A 20,744-nucleotide genomic window follows, 5' to 3' on the forward strand; every position below is an offset into this window, starting at 1 on the left:
GCCGGGGTGGACGGAGCCCTTAAGGCTTGGAGGGCTCGTCCGAGGAGGCCGGAGCGCTGGAGGTCACCACCGCCGGAGCGGAGGTGGCCGTCTGCGCCGCGGCAGCCACCGGCCGTGGAGGCAGGGGGCCCAGCACGTCGTTGACCGAAGGCATGCGGCGGATGTCAGCGCGGGCGACCTTCCATGCCTGCTGGACGATCCACGACAGGGAACGATCCTGCCGGGTCGCCTCACGCTGGATCTCTTCCAGCATGTCCTCGGGAAAATAGAGTGATTGCTTGCGGTGATCCGTGGTGGCCATTGCCCTGTCTAAGGCCTTTCTTCGCGCGGGTCCGTGCGCTCGTCGCCCGTGACATCGTTCACGGCAGGGAATGACTTGATGCGGTCGCGGGCGATCTTCCAGGCCTGCTGCACCACCCATGAGAGGGAACGGTCCTGCCGGTTCGCTTCCTCCTGGATCTCCTTCAGCATCTCCTCGGGGAAGTACAGCGACTGCTTGCGCTTGTCGGTGCCTGCCATGCCTGGGTCTCCGGGGCGGATTCGAGGTGACGACCTGAACACACCGGAGCGGTTATCCGACAGACGCCCTGAAGGGTCAACGGTTTCGGAGCACTCAAACGTGCGCCCGCGGGCTGAACGCCCCACTTCCGACAATGGGCGGCAGGTAGGGAAAGAGAAACGCCCCGGCCTCCGCGAGGGAGACCGGGGCGCTTCGGAAAGAGGGACCGCAGGGAGCGAATCTCCGAGCGGCCCCGTGGACCCAGAGGGGGAGGGGGGGGACCCCTAGGTCCAACGTCATGAAGTCCAGAACGTCCGACCAACAACCGCGAAGCGCCGTTCTATTTCCGCCCCGCGTCCTTCCGTTGTGGGGATCATGGAATGCATCCCCACGCCTTCCGTCCACCGCGAATCTGTAACCCGGTCATCTGACACTCCATTCCGAACGCTGGCGCCATGCCTCGCGCATCTCCTGAAAGTTCCTCGCTGCCCGGCAAGCTCGCCCGCTCGTATTCCGAGCACGGCGCCCGCTCGCGCTCGGTGCTGCTCGCCGTCTCCGGAGGCGCGGACTCCACCGCGCTGCTCGTGGGAACGGCGCGCGTGCGCGAGGCGCTGGCGCTGCGCGTGGAGGTGGTGACGGTGGACCACGGCCTCCGGGCGGAGGCCGCGCGGGAGGTGACCTCCGTCGTAGGACTGGCCGAGCGCCTGGGGCTGACCTGCCACGTCCGGAGGCTCGAGCTGTCGCCCGGGGCGGGGATGGAGGCGCGGGCGCGCGAGGCGAGGTACGCGACCCTGGAGGTCCTGCGACAGGAGCGCGGTCTGGACTTCGTGGCCACCGGCCACACGCTCGACGATCAGGCGGAGACGTTGCTCATGCGCCTGTCCCGGGGAACGGCGCTCCGGGGCGCACGCGCCATCCACGCGCGCGCGGACCTGCTCCTCCGGCCGCTGCTCGCGTGCTCGCGCGAAGACGTGCTCGCCTTCCTGGCAACCGAGGAGGTGGGGTTCGTGGTGGATCCGATGAACGCGGACCCCTCCTACTTCCGCACGCGCATGCGCCTGGATGTGCTCCCCGCGCTGAACCGCGCGGCGGGCTTCAGCACGGTGGAGCACCTGGCCACCTTCGCGCGGCTCGCCTCCGAGGACGAGGCCCTGCTCGACGGGCTGGCGGACGGGGCGTGGGCGCGGCTGGCGCTGCCGGGGGGCGGACTGGACGCCGTGGGCCTTCGCGCCCTGGAGCCGCCGCTGTGGCGCCGCGTGCTCGCACGGCTGCTGGGCGCGGCGGGCGCCCGGGTGGACCACGCCACGCTGGAGCGCGCGCGGGAGGTGGTGGCGCGCGGGGGCGTCATGCCGCTGAGCGACGGCTTCCTCCTGAAGGCCACCGGCGGGCGGGTGCGCTGCGTGGGGCCTGGAGGGGAATCACCGCCCGCGCCGCTGGTGCTCGCGGGGCCAGGGGCCCAGGGGGACTTCGGCGCGTGGCGATTCCTGGTGGCCGCGGAAGGATTTCCGCCCCCGGGCGTGTTGGCCCTGATGTTGGAGGAGGGGACGGCGTGGCCACTCATGGTGCGTTCGAGAAAGCAGGGCGACCGCGTCCGGACGCGCGCGGGCCACCGCAAGGTGCAGGACGTGATGGTGGATGCCCGCGTTCCCTCGGAGGAGCGCGACGCGCAACCGGTGGTGGTGGACGCGCGCGGTGCTCCGCTGTGGCTTCCCGGCGTCCTGCCGCGCTCCGTCGAACCTGGAGCGGCTTCGCGCGAGGTGGCTTCCCGACACTCGCTGTGGGCCTTTCCTCCGCTCACGAGCGAACGGAAGACCCCTCCGTTATAGAGTCGAGGCTTCGAATCGGGGGATGGTCGCGGTCCCCTAAATAGTTGAGGGCTTTTTGCTGTTGCTGATACGGTCCGTCGCTGGCCTGCACACGGGCGGGCGCCGGGCACATGACGAACTTCGCCAGGGTTCTTCCTGGCACGGCCCTCATCCCGCCGAGTACCGAAAGGGCAGCTGAAACGTGCGTTCGACCTACAAGACCATCGGGCTCTGGGTCATCCTGATCGTCCTCTTCGTCGCCTTCTACAATTTCTTCTCCCAAGGCAACGAGCAGGTGCAGGAACCGACCTTCACCCAGCTTCTGACCAAGGTGGAGGAGAAGAAGGTCCGTGCCGTCTCCGTCAAGGGCAACACCTACTCCGGTACGTTCAGTGACTCGAACGACAAGTTCCGGACGACGGGGCCCGCGCCGGACGTGGCCGTGCTCAACCAGCTCCGCGCCTCTGGCGTGGACGTGAAGTACGAGCGCGAGGAGCAGAACAGCCTCTGGCTGACCATCCTCGGGCAGTGGATGCCCGTCGTCTTCCTGTTCCTGTTCTTCATCTTCTTCATGCGCCAGCTCCAGGGCGGCAGCGGCAAGGCGATGACGTTCGGGAAGTCGAAGGCGAAGCTCCTCAGCGAGAGCCACAACAAGGTCACGTTCGCGGACGTGGCCGGCGTGGACGAGTGCAAGGAGGAGCTGGAGGAGATCGTCGCCTTCCTCAAGGACCCCAAGAAGTTCACCAAGCTGGGCGGCCGCATCCCCAAGGGCGTCCTGATGATGGGCCCTCCGGGCACGGGCAAGACGCTGCTCGCCCGCGCGGTGGCCGGTGAAGCGGGCGTCCCGTTCTTCTCCATCTCCGGCTCGGACTTCGTGGAGATGTTCGTGGGCGTCGGCGCCAGCCGCGTGCGCGACCTCTTCGAGCAGGGCAAGAAGAACGCCCCCTGCATCATCTTCATCGACGAAATCGACGCCGTGGGCCGCCACCGTGGCGCGGGCCTGGGCGGCGGTCACGACGAGCGTGAGCAGACGCTCAACCAGCTGCTGGTGGAGATGGACGGCTTCGAGTCCAACGACGGCGTCATCCTCATCGCCGCCACCAACCGTCCGGACGTGTTGGACCCGGCGCTCCAGCGCCCGGGCCGCTTCGACCGCCGCATCATCGTTCCCCGTCCGGACCTCAAGGGCCGCCTGGGCGTGCTGAAGGTGCACACCCGCCGCGTGCCGCTGGCCCCGGAGGTGGAGCTGGAGGTCATCGCCCGAGGGACGCCCGGCATGACGGGCGCGGACCTGGAGAACCTGGTCAACGAGTCGGCCCTGATGGCCGCGCGTCAGAACAAGGAGCGCGTGGACCTGGCGGACTTCGAGCAGGCGAAGGACAAGGTCTTCATGGGCCCGGAGCGCCGGTCCATGATCATGACCGACAAGGAGAAGCGGAACACGGCCGTCCACGAGGCCGGCCACGCGCTCCTGGCCAAGCTGCTGCCCGGCTGCGACCCCTTGCACAAGGTCACCATCATCCCGCGCGGTCAGGCCCTGGGCGTCACCTGGAGCCTGCCCACCGAGGACAAGGTGAACGGCTACCGCAAGCAGATCCTCGATCAGATCACCATGGCCATGGGTGGCCGCATCGCCGAAGAGCTCATGTTCAACGAGATGAGCAGCGGCGCGGCGAACGACATCGAGCGTGCGACGGAGACTGCGCGCGCCATGGTGTGCCGCTGGGGCATGAGCGAGAAGATGGGCCCGCTGGCGTTCGGCAAGAGCGACGGTGAGGTCTTCCTGGGCCGCGACTTCAACTCGTCCAAGGACTACTCCGAGGACACCGCCCGGCAGATCGACATGGAGGTCCGCAGCATCGTCGTGGGCTGCTACACGACCGGCAAGCAGCTGCTCACGGACAAGCTGGACGTGCTCCAGCGCGTGTCCGACGCCCTGGTGGAGTACGAGACGCTCGACGCCGAGGACGTGAACATCATCCTCCAGGGTGGCCAGCTCACCCGTGAGCGCCCGGCGCCGCGCGTGAGCTCCTCGCCGAAGCCGACGGAGAAGAAGGACAAGCGGAAGATCCTCGACGCGCTCGAGGGCCTGCCCAACATGGAGCCGAAGAAGGCGTAACGCCTCTCAAGGCTTCCTCCTGAAGTGACGAAGGCCCTTCCCGCGTACCGGGGAGGGCCTTTTCGTTTGTCTTTGTGAACTCCAGGCACCACTCCGGGCCCTCAGGATTCCCTCCCTTGGGGCCGTGTCTCCTGTCCGCGAGCGGATTCGCGCTGGCACCGCGGATGCAATTTCAAGGGACCGCGGGGCTGGGAAGGCCTCGTTGGGGGACGACACGACGATGCGGAACGGATGGAAGCGGGGCGCGCAGGGGGCCGCGGCGTTCGCGATGCTGGCGCTGTTGCCACGGTGCGGCGGAGCGGTGGACGCGCGGGACGAGGTCCAGGACGGGGCGTTGAAGGCGGTGGCGCAGGCGGCGCTGCCCACGATCTGCCAGCCACGGACCTATCTGGACCCGCGGACGGTGGTGGCGGAGCACGACGGCGCGGTGCGGAATGACCAACCGAACCTGAACATGAGCAGCCAGTCCACGCTGTACGTGGACGCGGCTCCCACGCGCTATCAGTCGTATCTGCGTTTCCACCTGGAGGGGGAGGGCGGCGAGCTCGTCCAGGCGCGGCTGCGGCTGTACGCGAAGCAGGGCACGAACACGGGCCTGTCGTTCCACCCGGTGACGGGAGGTGTCTGGGAGAGCACCCTCACCTGGAACAACCGGCCGATGGAGGGCCCCGCCATCGCCACCGTGTCGTCCGTCGCCAACGACGCGTGGCTGACGGCGGAGGTGAAGGGCGCGGCGAGCGACCGCGAGACCCTGTCCGTGGGCGTCTTCCCGCTGGGAGATGACGGGGCGGAGTTCTCCTCGCGCGAGGCGTCCAACGTTTCGCGACGGCCGCAGCTGGACACGGTCTTCCGCTACGACTGGTGCACGTACCGGGGGAGCAGTACGCCCTCCCAGTCCTGGGCGAAGACGCTGGGGGGAGCGGCGCGGGAGAACGCGGCGGCGCTCTTCAACCTGCCGGATGGCACCGGCTTCGTGCTGGGGGGAAGGTACAGCGACGGTCCGGCGCAGGCGGGCGGCGCGGCGTTGCCGGGGCCCTCGGGCTTCCTGGTGGCGCGCTTCAACACGGCGGCCCAGCACCAGTGGTCGCGCGCGTACGGGGTGGGGCAGCAGGTGTCCATGGAAGCGATGACGGTGACGCCGCTGGGCAACGTGCTGGTGGTGGGCACCTACCTGGGCAGTCCGGACTTCGGCACCGGCGCGCTGCCGTACATCGATCCCAATACCGCCGGAGCCGGGGATGGGATGTTCGTGCTCAAGCTGTCCCCCACCGGTAATCCCGTCTGGGCGCACGGCTTCCGCGCGGAGAAGCGACCGGGCTGGGCGGAGGGGGCGGTCTATCCCACCATCGCCGTCCCCACCGCCGTCGCCACCGACGCCAACGGGAGCGTCATCGTCGCGGGCCACTTCAAGGGCTACATGGACCTGGGCGGCGGCGACATCTACGCGGGCCCGATGAGCGAGAGCCGGGATGATTCGACCCAGTCCCTCTTCCTGGCGAAGTTCGACTACGACGGCGGCCACCAGTGGTCGCAGGCCTTCTACACCGTGGACGAGTACACGGAGGCGAACGCGCTCGCCACGGACGCGGCGGGCAACATCCTGATGGGTGGCCGCAGCAACAACGCCACGCTCGCGACGCCGGGCATGCGCGTGGGCACGGCCTTCGTGGCGCGCTTCACCTCCAGCGGAGCGCCGGTGTGGGGCTACGGACTGAAGGGGGGAGCCATCGGCCGCATCCGCGGCCTGGCGGCCCTGCCCGACGGGGGCGTTGCGTTCGCCGGAGGCTTCAACGGGACGTTCACCTTTCAGGGCCAGACGTATTCGAGCCATGACGACACCCACGACGTGCGTCCGGATGACGGCGTGTTCGGCACGCTCACCGCGTCCGGCGGCGAGGGCTGGGTGCGCGTGCTGACGACATATCCCTCCGGGGACGTGGCCGAGCAGGTGGCGGTGGATGGCGCGGGCAACCTCGTGGTGAAGGGCCGCGTGTCGGCGTACACGCTGGACCTGGGCGGCGGCGAGCTGGGCACGCCCGGCCTGCCCCGGGGCGGTGCGCTCCGGTTCGTGGCCAGCTTCAGCCCCACGGGGACCCATCGCTGGTCGCGCATGCTGGGGACCCAGGTGTCCAACGCGTTCATGGCGGTGTTGCCGGACGGCTCCACCCGGCTGGCCTTCACGTTCGAGGGCTCCACGCCGGTGGGCGCCACGACGTTCGTGTCGTCGGGGCAGACGGACATGGGGCTCATCCAGTTCACGCCGTGATGGCTTCGCGGCCGGTGTGAGCGGCGCACGCAGGGTCCGGTGCCTCCCTTGTGAGTCGCCGGGCCCGTTGCGCGTTCCTGCCGTCCTCCCTTCCCTGGACCCGGCGAAGCGGCGACACTGATTGTTCGCCGTCCTCACGCTCCGAAGAGGTCCTGACCGTGCTGCGCGCACGCCTCATCTCCCGCGACCGTCCCGACGACCTGTCGCTGGTCCTCCGCCGCCTGAACCTGTCCCCCCGCAACCGCGAACACCTGTCGCGCGAGCTGGGTTACGCGCACGTGCTCGTCACCGGGGGCCGCCCCTCCTACGAGGAGGAGCTGGTGCCGCCGTACGGCTCCAAGGAGCGGGAGAAGCTGCCCACCTGGACGCCGGGCGGACACGTGGACCACCCGGGGGAGGTGCTCCTGTCCGGCAGCCGCCAGCAGTTCGACCGGCTGATTTCGCTCGCCCGCAAGTCCCCTCGCACGGACGGCCTGGCGCGGGCCCTGGAGGAGGTGCTGTCCCCCGCGCCCATGCCGGCCTTGACCCTGAGCGGGCGCCGGTTCGAGTGGGGCACGCGCACGTACCTCATGGGCGTGGTGAACGTGACGCCGGACAGCTTCTCCGACGGCGGCAGCTTCCCGGACGCGGCCAGCGCCGTGGAGCACGCGCTGAAGCTGGTGGACGCGGGCGCGGACATCCTCGATGTGGGCGGTGAATCCACGCGCCCGGGCTCGCTCCCGGTGTCCGCGGACGAGGAGCTGTCGCGCATCCTCCAGGTGGTGGAGGGCATCAAGCGCCGCTCCACCGTGCCCATCTCCGTGGACACCACGAAGGCGGCGGTGGCGAAGGAGGCGCTCAAGGCCGGCGCCCACCTCATCAACGACGTCACCGGCTTCCACTTGGACCCGGCGCTGGCCGGCGTGGTGGCCGCCGCGGGCGCCGCGTGTTGCCTCATGCACACCCAGGGCATGCCGAAGACGATGCAGCAGGACCCCCGCTATGCGGACGTCGTGGGCGAGGTGATGGACTACCTGGAGGAGGGCATGTTCCAGGCCACCGAGGCGGGCATCCCTCGCGAGCGCATCCTCCTGGACCCGGGCATCGGGTTCGGCAAGACGCTGGAGCACAACCTCTTCCTCTTGCGCCGCCTGGAGGAGCTGAGGGGGCTGGGGCAGCCCCTGCTGGTGGGCACCAGCCGCAAGTCCTTCCTCGGGAAGCTGACGGGCGGCAAGGGCCCCCAGGAGCGCCTGGCGGCCACCCTGGGCTCCGTGGCGGCCATGGCCATCCTGGGGGGCGCGGACGTGGTGCGGGTGCACGACGTGGGCGAGGCGCGGGACGCGCTGGCCGTGGCGGACGCCATCCGGAGGGCCCGGGGCGGCGGCGACCTGTACGGCGGCTGACGGGGGCAAGCCCCGGCGTCGTAGACAGGCCAGGTCCGCACGCCTGGGCGCTTGCCTGGGTGACACCGCATCCCTAGCTTCGGGCCCACGTGCCGGACGGGGTATAAGCCCCGGACGCGAGTGGCCGGAGCCCTTCCGGCAATGGGAAAGGTGGAGCGGCACACATGGCGTACAGGATGGACATGCCCCCCAAGGAAGCTCAGAAGACGGAGCGGCTGTTCGGCACGGACGGCGTTCGTGGCGTGGCCAACGTCTATCCGATGACGGCCGAGGTCGCGATGAAGCTCGGCCGCGCCCTGGCGTACCTCATCCGCAACGGTCCGCACCGCCACCGCGTCATCGTGGGCAAGGACACGCGCCTCTCCGGCTACATGCTGGAGCAGGCCCTGTCCGCCGGCCTCATCTCCATGGGCGTCGACGTGGAGCAGGTGGGCCCGCTGCCCACGCCCGGCATCTCCAACCTCACCACGTCCATGCGCGCGGACGCGGGCGCCGTGATTTCGGCGTCCCACAACCCGTACCAGGACAACGGCATCAAGTTCTTCTGGCGCGACGGCTTCAAGCTGCCGGACGAGACGGAAGCGAAGATTGAAGAGCTGGTCTCCAGCGGCGAAATCGACAACATCCGCCCCACGGCGACCAAGATTGGCCGGGCCATCCGCCTGGACGACGCGCGCGGCCGCTACATCGTCTACCTGAAGGCCACCTTCCCCCGCGAGCTGACGCTGGAGGGGATGACCATCGTGGTGGACTGCGCCAACGGCGCGGCGTACCGCACGGCGCCCGCGGTGCTGGAGGAGCTGGGCGCGAAGGTCATCGCGCTGGGCGTGTCCCCGGACGGCAAGAACATCAACCACAAGTGCGGCGCGCTCCACCCGGAGGGCCTGGCCAAGGCGGTGGTGAAGCACGGTGCCCACCTGGGCGTCGCGCTGGACGGCGACGCGGACCGCCTCATCGTCGTGGACGAGAAGGGCAACGTCGTGGACGGCGATGCCATCATGGCCATCTGCACGGGTGAGCTCGTCGCGCGCAAGGAGCTGAAGAAGAAGACGCTCGTCTCCACGGTGATGAGCAACATCGGCCTGGAGCGCGCGGTGTCCCAGTGGGGCGTGAAGGTGGTCCGCACGCGCGTGGGCGACCGGCACGTCGTGGACGAGATGCGCCGCAACGGCTACAGCCTGGGCGGCGAGCAGAGCGGCCACCTCATCTTCCTGAACCACACCACCACGGGCGACGGCACGCTCGCGGCGCTGCAGCTGTTGGCCGTGATGTGCCGCCAGCAGAAGCCGCTGTCGGAGCTGGCCTCCATCTTCCAGCCGGTGCCGCAGACGCTGCTCAACGTCGTGGTGAAGCAGAAGCGCGAGCTGGGTGAGCTGCCCACGGTGATGAAGGCCATCAAGAACGTGGAGCAGAAGCTGGGCAGCAACGGCCGCGTGCTGGTGCGCTTCTCCGGCACGGAGCCCAAGGTCCGCGTCCTGATTGAAGGCGAGGACGCGGCGCGCAACGAGGCGTACGCCCGCGAAATCGTCGAGGCGCTCTCCAAGGCGCTCAACGGCTAGCGACAGCGGTTGACTTCCGGACGCCGGCCACGAATAGAGGGGCCGGCGCGGGCCCGGGTCCCTGGACAATCCCGCACCGCGCCAGCGCAAGGAGCGGGACGATGGGACAGCGACTGGGTGTCAACGTGGATCACGTGGCGACGCTGCGGCAGGCGCGGCGCACCGTGTATCCGGATCCGGTGACGGCCGCGGCGATGGCGGAGCTGGCCGGCGCCCGGCAGATCACCATCCACCTGCGCGAGGACCGGCGCCACATCCAGGACAGGGATCTGCGCATCCTCCGTGAGACGGTGCAGACGCTCCTGAACCTGGAGATGGCCGCCACCGCGGAGATGGTGAAGATCGCCTACGAGTACAAGCCGGACGTGGTGACGCTCGTCCCCGAGCGGCGCGAGGAGCTCACCACCGAGGGCGGCCTGGAGGTCGCGGGCCAGCGCGAGTCCATCGCGAAGATCATCAAGAACCTCAAGGACGGGGAGATCGCCGTCTCGCTGTTCATCGATCCCGACCTGGACCAGGTGCGCGCGTCGCACAAGGTGAACGCGGACCGGGTGGAGCTGCACACGGGCCGCTACTGCGAGGCGCGCAACGAGAAGGAGCGCGCGCGGGAGCTGGCGCGCATCGTGGACGCGGCCAAGGCGAGCGCCAAGCTGGGCATGGGCGTGGCCGCCGGGCACGGGCTCAACTACGACAACGTGCAGGCCATCGCGCGCATCCAGGAGATCGACGAGCTGAACATCGGGCACGCCATCGTGGCGCGCGCGGTGCTGGTGGGCTTCGAGCGCGCGGTGCGTGAGATGCTCGAACTGATGCGCGACCCGGGGTAGGCCCGCATGCCCATCGTCGGACTGGGGTTGGACCTCTGCTCCATCGAGCGCATCCAGCGCATCCTCGACGGTCCGCGCGCGGAGGCGTTCCTTCAGCGCGTTTACACCGACGGGGAGCGCGCGTACTGCGCGCCCCGGCACGACGCGGCCAGCGCGTACGCGGCGAGGTTCGCGGCGAAGGAGGCGCTGGTGAAGGCGATGGGCGTGCCTCCGGGCGTGAAGTGGCGGGACATGGAGGTGGTGCGCGGGGGCGGTCCGCCGCGCTTCGTGCTCTCCGGCGTGGCCCGTGAAGTGATGGAAGCGCGGGGGTGGGACGCGATGCTCGCGCTCACCCATGATGCCGGCGTGGCCGCGGCCACGGTGGTGCTCCAGACGAAGTAGGGAGGTTGGAAGCCATGCAGCGCGTGCTCACCGCGAACCAGATGCGTGAGGCCGAGAAGGCCGCCCAGGACCAGCACGGGATGCCGTCCGGGTTGTTGATGGAGAACGCGGGCCGCGCGCTCGCGGAGGCCGCCCGGAGCGTCGCGGGCCCCGGCGGGCGCTTCACGGTGCTGTGCGGCCCCGGCAACAACGGCGGGGACGGCCTGGTCGCCGCGCGCTTCCTGCTGGAGGGAGGCGCCCGGGTGGTGGTGGCGCTGGTGGGGGACACCGAGAAGCTCACCCCGGAGGCGAAGCGCAACCTCCAGGCGCTGGAGGGCTTCGGCGAGTCGCCGCGCGCCTTCGAGGCGCTGCCGGAGGCGGGCTCGGGCGACGTGGTGGTGGACGCCCTCTTCGGCACGGGGCTCAAGCGCGCGCCGGAGGGCGTCTTCGCGGACGCCATCGGCACCGTGGCGCGGTGGCGGCGCGCGGGGGCGAAGGTGGTGGCCGCGGACGTGCCGTCCGGCCTGCAGAGCGACACGGCGGAGCCCTTCTCGCCGTGCGTGGAGGCGGACGTCACGGTGGCCTTTGGCTTCGTGAAGCCCGCGCATGAGCTGGAGCCCGGCGCTTCGCTGTGCGGCGACGTGCGGCGCGTGGACATCGGCCTGGGCGGTGAGTCGACTCGCGCGGTGTCCGGGGCGGAGCTGTTCCGCGTGGAGGAGAAGGACGCGCGCGAGGCGCTGCCCAAGCGCCGCGCGGATTCGCACAAGGGCACCTACGGCCACGTGCTGGTGGTTGCGGGCAGCCCGGGCAAGACGGGCGCCGCGGCGATGGTGGCCCTGTCCGCGCTGCGCAGCGGGGCGGGGCTCGTCACGGTGGCCACGCGCCCGGAGGCGCTGCCGTGGGTGATGGCGCACTCGCCGGAGATCATGGGCATCCCGCTGCCGGGTGAAGGCCCGCTGGGGAAGGGCGACCTGGAGGCCCTCAAGGCCGCGCTGGAGGGCAAGGACGCGCTGGTGATGGGGCCGGGCATCCCCCGGGGCCCTGAGACGGGCGCGCTGATTGGCGACCTGCTGGCGTCCGTGGAGGTGCCCGCGGTGCTGGACGCGGACGCGCTCAACGCGGTAGCCGAGGACCTCAAGGTGCTGCGGCAGGCGAAGGGGCCCGTGGTGCTCACGCCGCATCCCGGGGAGATGGCGCGGCTGTGGGGCCGGACGACGAAGGACGTGCAGGCGCACCGCGTGGGCGTGGCGCTCAACCTGGCCACGTCGCTCAACTGCACGGTGGTGCTCAAGGGCTCGCGCACGCTCATCGCGGAGGCCGGTGGGCGCGTGTTCATCAACCCCACGGGCAACGCGGGCATGGCCACCGGTGGCACGGGCGACGTGCTGTCGGGCGTGTGCGGCGCGCTGCTCGCGCAGGGGATTCCGCTGCCCAAGGCCGCGTGGACGGCGGTGTACGCGCACGGGCTCGCGGGCGATTTGATGGCCCAGCAGCGCGGGCTGATGGGCCTCATCGCCACGGACCTGCTGGTGGGCCTGGGCCACGTCTGGACGCGGTGGGAGCGATGACGATGCCGCGCCTCAGGTCTTCACGCCGGGCGGACGTGCTCGTGGGCCGCGGCCTGGTCTCGGCGCGGAGGACGCGATGAGCGGAGATGCGCAGCCCACGCGCTCGCGGCGGCTGGTGTCTCCGTCTCCGGAGGAGACGCACCGGTTGGGCGTGAAGCTGGGACAGCTGCTCCAGCCCGGGGACTTCGTGGGGCTGATTGGCGACCTGGGCGCGGGCAAGACGCACCTGGTGCGTGGCGTGGCGGAAGGGGCGGGGGTGGCGCAGTCGGAGGTGGCCAGCCCCACCTTCGCCATCGTGTACCCGTACGCGGGCCGCATCCCGCTGTACCACGCGGACCTGTACCGCCTGACGGACTACGACGAGCTGTACGCCACCGGGTTCCTGGACCTGGTGGGCGGTGACCACGCGATGCTGGTGGAGTGGTTGGACCGCATCCCCCAGGCCGCGCCGCGCGACTTCCTGCGCGTCACGCTCCGCCATGAGGGAGAGGACGCGCGGAGCCTCGACGTGGAGGCCTTCGGCGCGCGTCCGTCCGCGTTGCTCGACGCGTGGCTGGGCTGACTCAGACCGTCGCGTGCTGCTCTTGCGGCCGCGGGTTCAGCACCCCGTCCGCCAGCGTCTGCACCTTCCAGCGGTGGAACGTGAGCCGCGAGTCCACGCCCACCACGTCCTCTTCATCCACCGGCACCCAGTGCGGCCCGCCGCACAGCGACTCGCTGGCGACCAGGAACTGCTGAAGCGGCACGCCCGTGTTCGGCGCGCGCAGGACTTCCGGGCAACCGCCGATGCCGGACGAGATGAAGAGGGTGCGGTTGCGGCGCGTGGCCACCATCGCCTCGCCGTCCGTGACGAGGAAGTTCATCGCGGAGCGTTCCTTCGGCTCGCGGCTCCCTGGCACGTCCGTCAGCGTGGACACCAGCGTCATCGTCTCCGCGAGCGCCTGCGCCATCGCCTCCACGCTCACCGTGCCGTCGAGCGGCCCGCGCGCCGACAGCCGCGACAGGAACAGGTAGAAGCAGCGCTCGCTGTCCGTGGTGCCCTTGATGTTGACGCGCAGCTCCGGGTGGATGAGCGCTTCCACGGTCGCCTTGTGCTTCGCGAACTCGCGCAGCGTGCCGTTGTGCACGAAGGACCAGCGGCCGAAGTAGAACGGGTGCGAGTTGCGCAGCTCCACCGCGCCCACGCTCGCCAGCCGGATGTGCGCCACCACCGTGCGCGCGGAGACCTGGCTCGACACACGCTCGAAGTCAGGGTCGCAGTGCGCGGGGCCCACGCCATGCGCGACGAGCGGCGAGGACTCCGGCCCGTACGTGGCGATGCCCCAGCCGTCCTTGTGTTCACGCGACTGGATGAGGAGGGAATTCCTCTCCGTCACAAGGGCGGTATGGACAGCGGCGGGAACAGCACTCCTGAATCCAAATAATCGGCACATGGTGGCAGCTGATCTCTACAACGGCCGGCCCACGAGGGAAGTTCCACCTGCCCCCTCGTCTGATGCCTGTTGTTCAGCGGCATCCACTCAGGGGCAGTGATTCATACGCGCGTGAAACACCACTCGCCCGCCCTTCACCACCACACGCGCGTGACTGATACCCAGATGATAAGGCAGATGCCGGTAGCTGCGACAGGAGAAGACCACCAGGTCGCCCGCATCACCCACGGCCAGACGCCCCTGCCGTTGCAACCCCAAGCATTGCGCGGCCCCTCGGGTAGCGGCCCAGTAGGCTTCCGCGGCTGACAGGCCGTTCTCCAGGCAGGCGAGCCCCAGCACCAACGCCAGGTTCTCCGTCATGGAGGAGCCAGGATTCACGTTGGAACCCAAAGCAATGTTGACGCCCGCGTCGCGCAGCTTCCGGCCGGGCGCGTAGGGGCGCATGCGCAGGAAGAGGGTGGAGGTAGGCACGAGTACGGCGGTGACGTTCGCGGCGGCGAGCGCGCGGATGCCCTCGTCCGTGACCTGCTCCAGGTGGTCCGCGCTGGCGGCGCCCACCTCCGCGGCGAGCGCCGAAGCGCCACACGCGGTGAGCTGATCCGCGTGCAGGCGCGGCGTGAGGCCCAGCGCCTTGCCCGCGTTGAGCAGCCGGCGGGACTCCTCCACGGTGAAGGCGCTGTCCTCGGTGAAGACGTCGCAGAAGCGCGCCAGGCCCTCGCGCGCCACGGCCGGGAGGATCTCGTTGATGCAGAGGTCCAGGTACTCGGCGCGGCGGTCCTTGTACTCCGGGGGCACCGAGTGCGCGCACAGCAGCGTGGGCACCAGCTCCAGCGGTGACAGGGCGCTCAAGCGGCGCACCGCGCGCAGCATCTTGAGCTCGTCCGCCAGATTCAGGCCGTAGCCGCTCTTCACCTCGGCGGTCGTCACGCCCTGCGCGAGCAGCCGCTCCAGGCGGGGCAGGGCGAGCGTGGCCAGCTCCTCCTCGCTCGCGGCGCGCGTGGCGCTCACCGTGTTGGCGATGCCGCCGCCGGCCTTGGCGATTTCCAGGTACGTGGCGCCCTGGTTGCGCAGGTCGAACTCGGCGGAGCGCTCGCCCGCGAACACCAGGTGCGTGTGCGGATCCACGAAGCCCGGGCCCACGAAGCCGCCTTCGGCATCGATGATCTCCGTCGCGTCCGTGAGCGCGCCCTTGGGCAGGCCGGACTCCGGGCCCACGTAGGCCACGCGTCCGTCCTTCACGCCAATGCCCGCTCCCGGGCGCGGGGTGAGGGCTGCTTCCGCGGGCTCGCGGTGGGTGCCCTCCACGGTGAGCACTTCGGAGGTGTTGCGCACCCACAGGTCCAGGGCTTCCATGCTCAGCGTCCTCCGCGTGCGCCCATGACAGGCGCGTTCCAACTGGTGTCACCCGAGTGCGCCCGGCCGAAGCCTCCGGACAGCTCCAGCTTCGTGCGCGACTCGCCGAACTTGAGCTGCGCCGCCACCACGGCGCCGTAGAAGTGCGTCGTCACCTGCGAGCCGGGGTTCACCAGCGACTGCTGCACGCTGAAGAACGGCACCAGGCCCAGCGACATGCCGGGCTCCGGCTGCACGGTGAACGCGCAGGTGGCCTCCACGCCGAACAGGCTGCTGGTGGCGGGGCCGAACACAGTGCCGTTGCCGTCGCCGAACACGCCGCTCTGGTTGTCGTCGTTTCCCAGGCCGAAGTCGGACGCGCCCCGCACGGACAGGGCAGGGGCCAGCCCCAGCCGCTCCGACCCGATGTAGTACGACAGCCCGGTGTAGACGCCGTAGGCGGGCACCGGCAGGCCGACGAACTCGCCCTGCAGGCCCAGGTGCCACGACAGCCGGTCGCTCACGGGCACCGTCACCGAGCCGTCGATGTCGATGCCCCACTGCTCGTTCTGGAAGGGCTTCGCGTCGCCCTGGAAGGGGTCGTTCGCCCCACGCTCCGACAGCTGCGGGGCGTTGAGGCGGGGGCCGGCGCGCAGGCCCAGCTGGAAGAAGTTCTGCTGGGGCACTCCCGGGCCCAGGCGCATCACCATGGGCCCGGCGGTGGTGGGCGTGCAGCCCGCGAGCACACCCATCACCGCGGTCATCACGAAGGCTCGGACGCGTCGTGGCATCCGCCGCACTCTAGGCGGTGAGGCCGGGGATGCGCACGCCCCGCTCCTTCGCCACGTCGATGGCCTCCGGGTAGCCCGCGTCCGCGTGGCGCAGCACGCCCATGCCGGGGTCGGACGTGAGGACGCGCTCGATGCGGCGCGCGGCCTCCGGCGTGCCGTCAGCGACGATGACCTGGCCCGCGTGCAGCGAGTAGCCCATGCCCACGCCGCCGCCGTGGTGGAACGACACCCACGAGGCGCCGTTCACCGCGTTCACCAGCGCGTTGAGGATGGGCCAGTCCGCCACCGCGTCCGAGCCGTCCTTCATGGCCTCCGTCTCGCGGTTGGGGGACGCGACGCTGCCGCAGTCCAGGTGGTCGCGGCCAATCACGATGGGCGCCTTCACCTCGCCCTTGCGGACCAGCTCGTTGAACGCGAGGCCCGCCTTGGCGCGCTCGCCGTAGCCCAGCCAGCAGATGCGCGCGGGCAGGCCCTGGAACGCCACGCGCTCCTGGGCCATGTCCAGCCAGCGGTTGAGCGACGCCTTCTGCGGGAACAGCTCGCGCACCGCGCGGTCCGTGCGGCGGATGTCCTCCGGGTCTCCGGACAGCGCCACCCAGCGGAAGGGCCCCAGGCCCTCGCAGAACAGCGGGCGGATGTACGCGGGCACGAAGCCGGGGAACTCGAAGGCGTTCTGCATGCCGCCCACCTTCGCCTGGCCACGCAGGTTGTTGCCGTAGTCGAAGACGTGGCTGCCGGCGGCCTGGAAGTCGTTCATGGCCTGCACGTGCATGATCATCGACTCGCGGGCGCGCTTCACGTAGCCCTCCGGGTCGCGCTTGCGCAGCTCCGCGGCGGCCTCCAGCGACAGGTCCGTGGGGATGTAGCCGTTGAGCGGATCATGCGCGCTCGTCTGGTCCGTGACGAGGTCCGGCTTGATGCCGCGCTTGTACAGCTCCCGGAACACCGACGCCGCGTTGCCGATGATGGCGATGGAGCGGCCCACGCGCTTTGCTTGCGCGTCCTTCGCCAGGGCCAGCGCTTCATCCAGGTCCTTGGCCACGACGTCCAGGTAGCGCGTCTCCAAGCGGCGCTGCGCGCGGTGCGGATCGATTTCCACGCCCAGGAACACGGCGTTGTTCATGGTCGCGGCCAGGGGCTGCGCGCCGCCCATGCCGCCAAGGCCACCGGAGAGGATGAGGCGGCCGGCCAGGTCCTCGCTGCCGAAGTGGAAGCGGCCCGCGGCGGCGAAGGTCTCGTAGGTGCCCTGCAGGATGCCCTGCGTGCCAATGTAGATCCACGAGCCGGCCGTCATCTGGCCGTACATCATCAGGCCCTTCTTCTCCAACTCGTGGAAGTGCTCCCAGTTGGCCCAGTGGCCCACGAGGTTGGAGTTGGCGATGAGCACGCGCGGCGCGTCCGGGTGCGTGCGCAGGATGCCCACGGGCTTGCCGGACTGCACGAGCAGCGTCTCGTCATCGGTGAGGCTCTGGAGGCTGGAGACGATGCGGTCGAAGGAGGGCCAGTCCCGCGCGGCCTTGCCGGTGCCGCCGTAGACGACCAGGTCGCCGGGCTGCTCGGCCACTTCCGGGTCGAGGTTGTTCATCAGCATCCGGAGCGCGGCCTCCTGCACCCAGCCCTTGCAGGAGAGGGTGGTGCCGCGAGAGGCGCGGATGATGCGGGACATGCGGAAGACTCCTGGAAAGGGGGCGCCGCACCCTAACCGAACCCCCGGGGCCGCGGGGGGCTTGCGTGCAGGGCCAGCGTTGCTCCCGGACACGCTGGACGCCGTGCGTCAGTAGTCCTTGCGCGAGTCGATGTAGGCGCTGAAGTGGAACACGTTGGTGGAGTCGTAGAACTTGAAGTAGTTGCCCTGGCCCGCGGGCAGGCTCAGCCAGTATGCGGTGCCCGTGCAGCCGGTGCAGATGAACGCGCCGTTGCGGCGGATGTTCCAGATGCCGGTGATGTCGTCCACGGTGGTCGCGATGGCCGGCGAGCCCACCAGCTCGAAGTCGTACTCGTTGCCGCCCGCGAACCCGTGGAAGTTCACGAACGCGGTGTTGGTGGACTGGTTCCAGGCGACGACCGTGTTGGAGCTGGTCACCGTGTAGCGCCCGGTGCTGTCGGAGACGTAGAGGCCTCGGCTGGACCAGATGCTGTGGACCACCGGCGCGGCCAGGGCAGGGAGGGACAGGAACAGCGCGGCGACGATGGCGGAACGGAAGGCCTTCATGGGGGATGCCTCCTGCTGCGGGGGTTGACGCGGAGCGCCGGGGAGCACTCCGCGTGAAGCCCAGTCTACAAGAGCCCTGTCAGGCTTGAAATCATGGTTTTCCGTGGAGTCGCGGGGACTCAGGAGTCCTGACGCGTCCGCTTCAGAGATGCCGGGCCGGCCGGCCCGGGCCCCCGCCTGTCGGGAAGGCTCGGGCGCGGTAGAGTCGCGCCGCGCAGAGGTGGGACATGGAGCAGGGACAGGACGGGAAGGGGAACGCGTTGGCGGTGCCGGCGGCCCAGCCTCCGTTGGAGAACCGGGCTCCGGACGTGGGGCCGGTGAAGACGGTGGCGGGCGGGGTGACGGCGGTGCTGAGCGCGTTCAAGCACGTGCTGGGTGAGGCGGGGCCGTGGCGCGGCGGCAAGCTCATCTGGAAGGTGAACCAGACGGACGGCTTCGACTGTCCAGGGTGCGCGTGGCCGGACCCCTCGCACCGGTCCGTGCAGGAGTACTGCGAGAACGGCGCGAAGGCGCTGGCGGAGGAGGGCACGCAGGAGCGCGTGACGCCGGAGTTCTTCCGTGAGTGGAGCGTGGCGCGGCTCGCGGAGCAGTCCGACCTGTGGCTGGGCAAGGCGGGCCGGCTCACGCACCCCATGGTGTTGCGCGAGGGCGCGGCGCACTACGAGCCCATCTCCTGGGACGAGGCCTTCGCGCTGGTGGCGGAGGAGCTGAACGCGCTGGGCTCACCGGACGAGGCGGCCTTCTACACCTCCGGCCGCACGAGCAACGAGGCCGCGTTCCTCTACCAGTTGTTCGTGCGGCAGTTCGGCACCAACAACCTGCCGGACTGCTCGAACATGTGCCACGAGTCCAGCGGCACGGGGCTGTCGGAGACGATTGGCATTGGCAAGGGCTCGGTGACGCTGGAGGACTTCGACCACGCGCAGGCCATCTTCGTCATCGGGCAGAACCCGGGCACCAACCACCCGCGCATGCTGACTGCGCTCCAGGCCGCCGCGCGCCGGGGCTGCGAAATCGTCAGCGTCAACCCGCTGCCGGAGACGGGGCTCAACCGCTTCAAGCACCCGCAGGAGGTGCTGCACCTGTTCGGCCCGGGCACGGCGCTGAACAAGCTGTTCCTCCAGGTGCGCATCAACGGCGACGTGGCGCTTCTCCAGGGCCTGGGCAAGGCGCTGCTGGACCGCGAGGCGAAGGCGCCGGGCACGGTGGTGGACCGGGCCTTCGTCGAGGGCAAGACGACGGGCTTCGACGCGTACGTGGCGCACCTGGCCACGGTGTCCTGGGACGAAGTGGTGGAGCAGAGCGGGGTGGCGCGCGAGCAGATTGAAGAGGCGGCGGACATCCTGGCGCGCTCGGAGCGCACCATCTTCTGCTGGGCCATGGGGCTCACGCAGCACAAGAACGCGGTGGGCAACGTGCAGGAGATCGTGAACCTCACGCTCCTGCGCGGCAGCATTGGCAAGCAGGGCGCGGGTGTGTGCCCGGTGCGCGGTCACAGCAACGTGCAGGGCGACCGCACCATGGGCATCTGGGAGCACGCCAAGCCGGAGTTCATGGACGCGCTGTCGAAGGAGTTCGGCTTCGCGCCGCCGCGCCACACCGGCCTGGACACGGTGGGGACGATCCAGGCGCTGCACGACGGGCGCGTGAAGGTGCTCTTCGCCATGGGCGGCAACTTCCTGTCGGCCACGCCGGACACGGAGTTCACCGCGCGGGCGCTCCGGCGTGCGCGGCTCACGGTGCACGTGTCCACCAAGCTCAACCGCGCGCACCTGGTGCACGGTCAGCGCGCGCTCATCCTCCCGTGCCTGGGGCGGACCGAGCACGACGTGCAGGCGTCGGGGCGGCAGTTCGTGACGGTGGAGGACTCGATGGGGATGGTGCACGCGTCGCGCGGCGCCGTGGCCCCCGCGTCCGAGCACCTGCTCAGCGAGCCCGTCATCGTGGCCCGGCTGGCGCAAGCGGTGCTTGGGGCGCGCTCGAAGGTGGCGTGGATGTCCCTGGTGGAGGACTACGACCGGGTGCGTGAGCTGATCCAACGGTGCATCCCGGGCTTCGAGGACTTCAACCGCCGCGTGCACCAGCCCGGTGGGTTCGCGCTGCCCAACGGTCCGCGCGAGGGGCGCTTCACGACGAAGGACGGCAAGGCGCACTTCACGGTGCACGAGATGCCTCGCCACCGGCTGGAGCCCGGGCAGTTGATGATGATGACGCTGCGCTCGCATGATCAGTACAACACCACCGTGTACGGACTGGACGACCGCTACCGGGGCATCCACCAGGGGCGGCGCGTGGTGTTCCTGCACCCGGAGGACGTGAAGGCGCGCGGGCTGACGGCGGGGCAGAAGGTGGACCTCACCAGCCACTTCCAGGGAGAGACGCGGGTGGCGCGCGAGTTCCTGGTGGTGCCGTACAACATCCCGCGCCAGTGCGCGGCCACCTACTTCCCGGAAGCGAACGTGCTGGTGCCGGTGGGCAGCTTCGCGGACAAGAGCCGCACGCCCACGTCGAAGTCCGTGATCATCACCGTGGCCCCCAGTCCGGAGCCCACGGCCCTGGTCCCCGTCAGCACTCCGAGGTCCGGGTGAGCC

Annotated in this window: 17 protein-coding genes; 10 read left to right on the plus strand and 7 right to left on the minus strand. The window is 70.1% G+C overall.

Annotated elements, in window-relative coordinates; all coding sequences use genetic code 11:
* Nucleotides 1-19: 19 nt before the first annotated feature.
* Nucleotides 20-301: a TIGR04563 family protein gene (locus D7Y21_RS04775; RefSeq protein WP_014396355.1), complete on the minus strand. Its 282-nt coding sequence runs from the start codon at nucleotides 299-301 to the stop codon at nucleotides 20-22.
* An 8-nt stretch (nucleotides 302-309) separates the two neighbouring features.
* The gene (locus tag D7Y21_RS04780) at nucleotides 310-519 is read right to left on the minus strand and encodes a TIGR04563 family protein (protein WP_014396356.1); all 210 of its coding nucleotides are present in this window, start codon (nucleotides 517-519) and stop codon (nucleotides 310-312) included.
* 435 nt (nucleotides 520-954) lie between these two features.
* Between D7Y21_RS04780 and tilS the strand changes: the two genes are divergently transcribed.
* The 9 genes from tilS to tsaE all read left to right on the plus strand — a co-directional run bounded on the left by tilS (nucleotide 955) and on the right by tsaE (nucleotide 12,947).
* A complete protein-coding gene (tilS, locus tag D7Y21_RS04785; RefSeq protein WP_121711533.1) occupies nucleotides 955-2,325 on the plus strand; it encodes a tRNA lysidine(34) synthetase TilS in 1,371 nt (456 codons plus the stop codon).
* A 181-nt stretch (nucleotides 2,326-2,506) separates the two neighbouring features.
* Nucleotides 2,507-4,423, plus strand: a complete 1,917-nt coding sequence (ftsH, locus tag D7Y21_RS04790) for an ATP-dependent zinc metalloprotease FtsH (protein ID WP_120562694.1) — start codon at nucleotides 2,507-2,509, stop codon at nucleotides 4,421-4,423.
* 220 nt (nucleotides 4,424-4,643) lie between these two features.
* Nucleotides 4,644-6,689, plus strand: coding sequence for a DNRLRE domain-containing protein (locus tag D7Y21_RS04795; RefSeq protein ID WP_147469185.1), 2,046 nt, complete (start codon nucleotides 4,644-4,646; stop codon nucleotides 6,687-6,689).
* A gap of 158 nt (nucleotides 6,690-6,847) precedes the next feature.
* Nucleotides 6,848-8,071, plus strand: coding sequence for a dihydropteroate synthase (gene folP, locus D7Y21_RS04800; protein ID WP_121711537.1), 1,224 nt, complete (start codon nucleotides 6,848-6,850; stop codon nucleotides 8,069-8,071).
* Nucleotides 8,072-8,235: 164 nt separating this feature from the next.
* The gene (gene glmM / locus D7Y21_RS04805) at nucleotides 8,236-9,630 is read left to right on the plus strand and encodes a phosphoglucosamine mutase (protein WP_120562697.1); all 1,395 of its coding nucleotides are present in this window, start codon (nucleotides 8,236-8,238) and stop codon (nucleotides 9,628-9,630) included.
* Between the two features lie 101 nt (nucleotides 9,631-9,731).
* Nucleotides 9,732-10,457 (plus strand): pyridoxine 5'-phosphate synthase, encoded by a 726-nt coding sequence (locus D7Y21_RS04810; RefSeq protein WP_120562698.1) that lies wholly within the window; start codon nucleotides 9,732-9,734, stop codon nucleotides 10,455-10,457.
* Between the two features lie 6 nt (nucleotides 10,458-10,463).
* Nucleotides 10,464-10,838, plus strand: a complete 375-nt coding sequence (locus D7Y21_RS04815) for a holo-ACP synthase (protein ID WP_121711539.1) — start codon at nucleotides 10,464-10,466, stop codon at nucleotides 10,836-10,838.
* Nucleotides 10,839-10,852: 14 nt separating this feature from the next.
* On the plus strand, nucleotides 10,853-12,385 hold the full coding sequence (locus tag D7Y21_RS04820) for an NAD(P)H-hydrate dehydratase (RefSeq protein WP_121711540.1): 1,533 nt from the start codon (nucleotides 10,853-10,855) through the stop codon (nucleotides 12,383-12,385).
* Nucleotides 12,386-12,461: 76 nt separating this feature from the next.
* Nucleotides 12,462-12,947 (plus strand): tRNA (adenosine(37)-N6)-threonylcarbamoyltransferase complex ATPase subunit type 1 TsaE, encoded by a 486-nt coding sequence (gene tsaE / locus D7Y21_RS04825; RefSeq protein ID WP_121711542.1) that lies wholly within the window; start codon nucleotides 12,462-12,464, stop codon nucleotides 12,945-12,947.
* A gap of 1 nt (nucleotide 12,948) precedes the next feature.
* Here tsaE and D7Y21_RS04830 read toward each other — a convergent pair whose 3' ends face one another.
* From D7Y21_RS04830 to D7Y21_RS04850, 5 genes are all read right to left on the minus strand, one after another.
* Nucleotides 12,949-13,818 carry a class II glutamine amidotransferase gene (locus tag D7Y21_RS04830; RefSeq protein ID WP_121711544.1) on the minus strand — a complete coding sequence of 290 codons (870 nt, stop codon included), beginning with the start codon at nucleotides 13,816-13,818 and terminating at the stop codon, nucleotides 12,949-12,951.
* 87 nt (nucleotides 13,819-13,905) lie between these two features.
* Nucleotides 13,906-15,171: an imidazolonepropionase gene (hutI, locus tag D7Y21_RS04835; RefSeq protein ID WP_120562703.1), complete on the minus strand. Its 1,266-nt coding sequence runs from the start codon at nucleotides 15,169-15,171 to the stop codon at nucleotides 13,906-13,908.
* 2 nt (nucleotides 15,172-15,173) lie between these two features.
* A complete protein-coding gene (locus D7Y21_RS04840; protein WP_121711587.1) occupies nucleotides 15,174-15,941 on the minus strand; it encodes a hypothetical protein in 768 nt (255 codons plus the stop codon).
* A gap of 10 nt (nucleotides 15,942-15,951) precedes the next feature.
* Nucleotides 15,952-17,607 carry a urocanate hydratase gene (hutU, locus tag D7Y21_RS04845; protein ID WP_121711546.1) on the minus strand — a complete coding sequence of 552 codons (1,656 nt, stop codon included), beginning with the start codon at nucleotides 17,605-17,607 and terminating at the stop codon, nucleotides 15,952-15,954.
* A gap of 108 nt (nucleotides 17,608-17,715) precedes the next feature.
* The gene (locus D7Y21_RS04850; protein WP_120562705.1) at nucleotides 17,716-18,153 is read right to left on the minus strand and encodes a hypothetical protein; all 438 of its coding nucleotides are present in this window, start codon (nucleotides 18,151-18,153) and stop codon (nucleotides 17,716-17,718) included.
* A 227-nt stretch (nucleotides 18,154-18,380) separates the two neighbouring features.
* Here D7Y21_RS04850 and D7Y21_RS04855 point away from each other — a divergent pair, with 227 nt between their 5' ends.
* The gene (locus D7Y21_RS04855) at nucleotides 18,381-20,741 is read left to right on the plus strand and encodes an FdhF/YdeP family oxidoreductase (protein ID WP_121711548.1); all 2,361 of its coding nucleotides are present in this window, start codon (nucleotides 18,381-18,383) and stop codon (nucleotides 20,739-20,741) included.
* Nucleotides 20,742-20,744 lie beyond the last annotated feature (3 nt).

The sequence above is a fragment of the Corallococcus sp. AB045 genome (assembly GCF_003668895.1).
Taxonomy (GTDB): Bacteria; Myxococcota; Myxococcia; order Myxococcales; family Myxococcaceae; genus Corallococcus; species Corallococcus coralloides.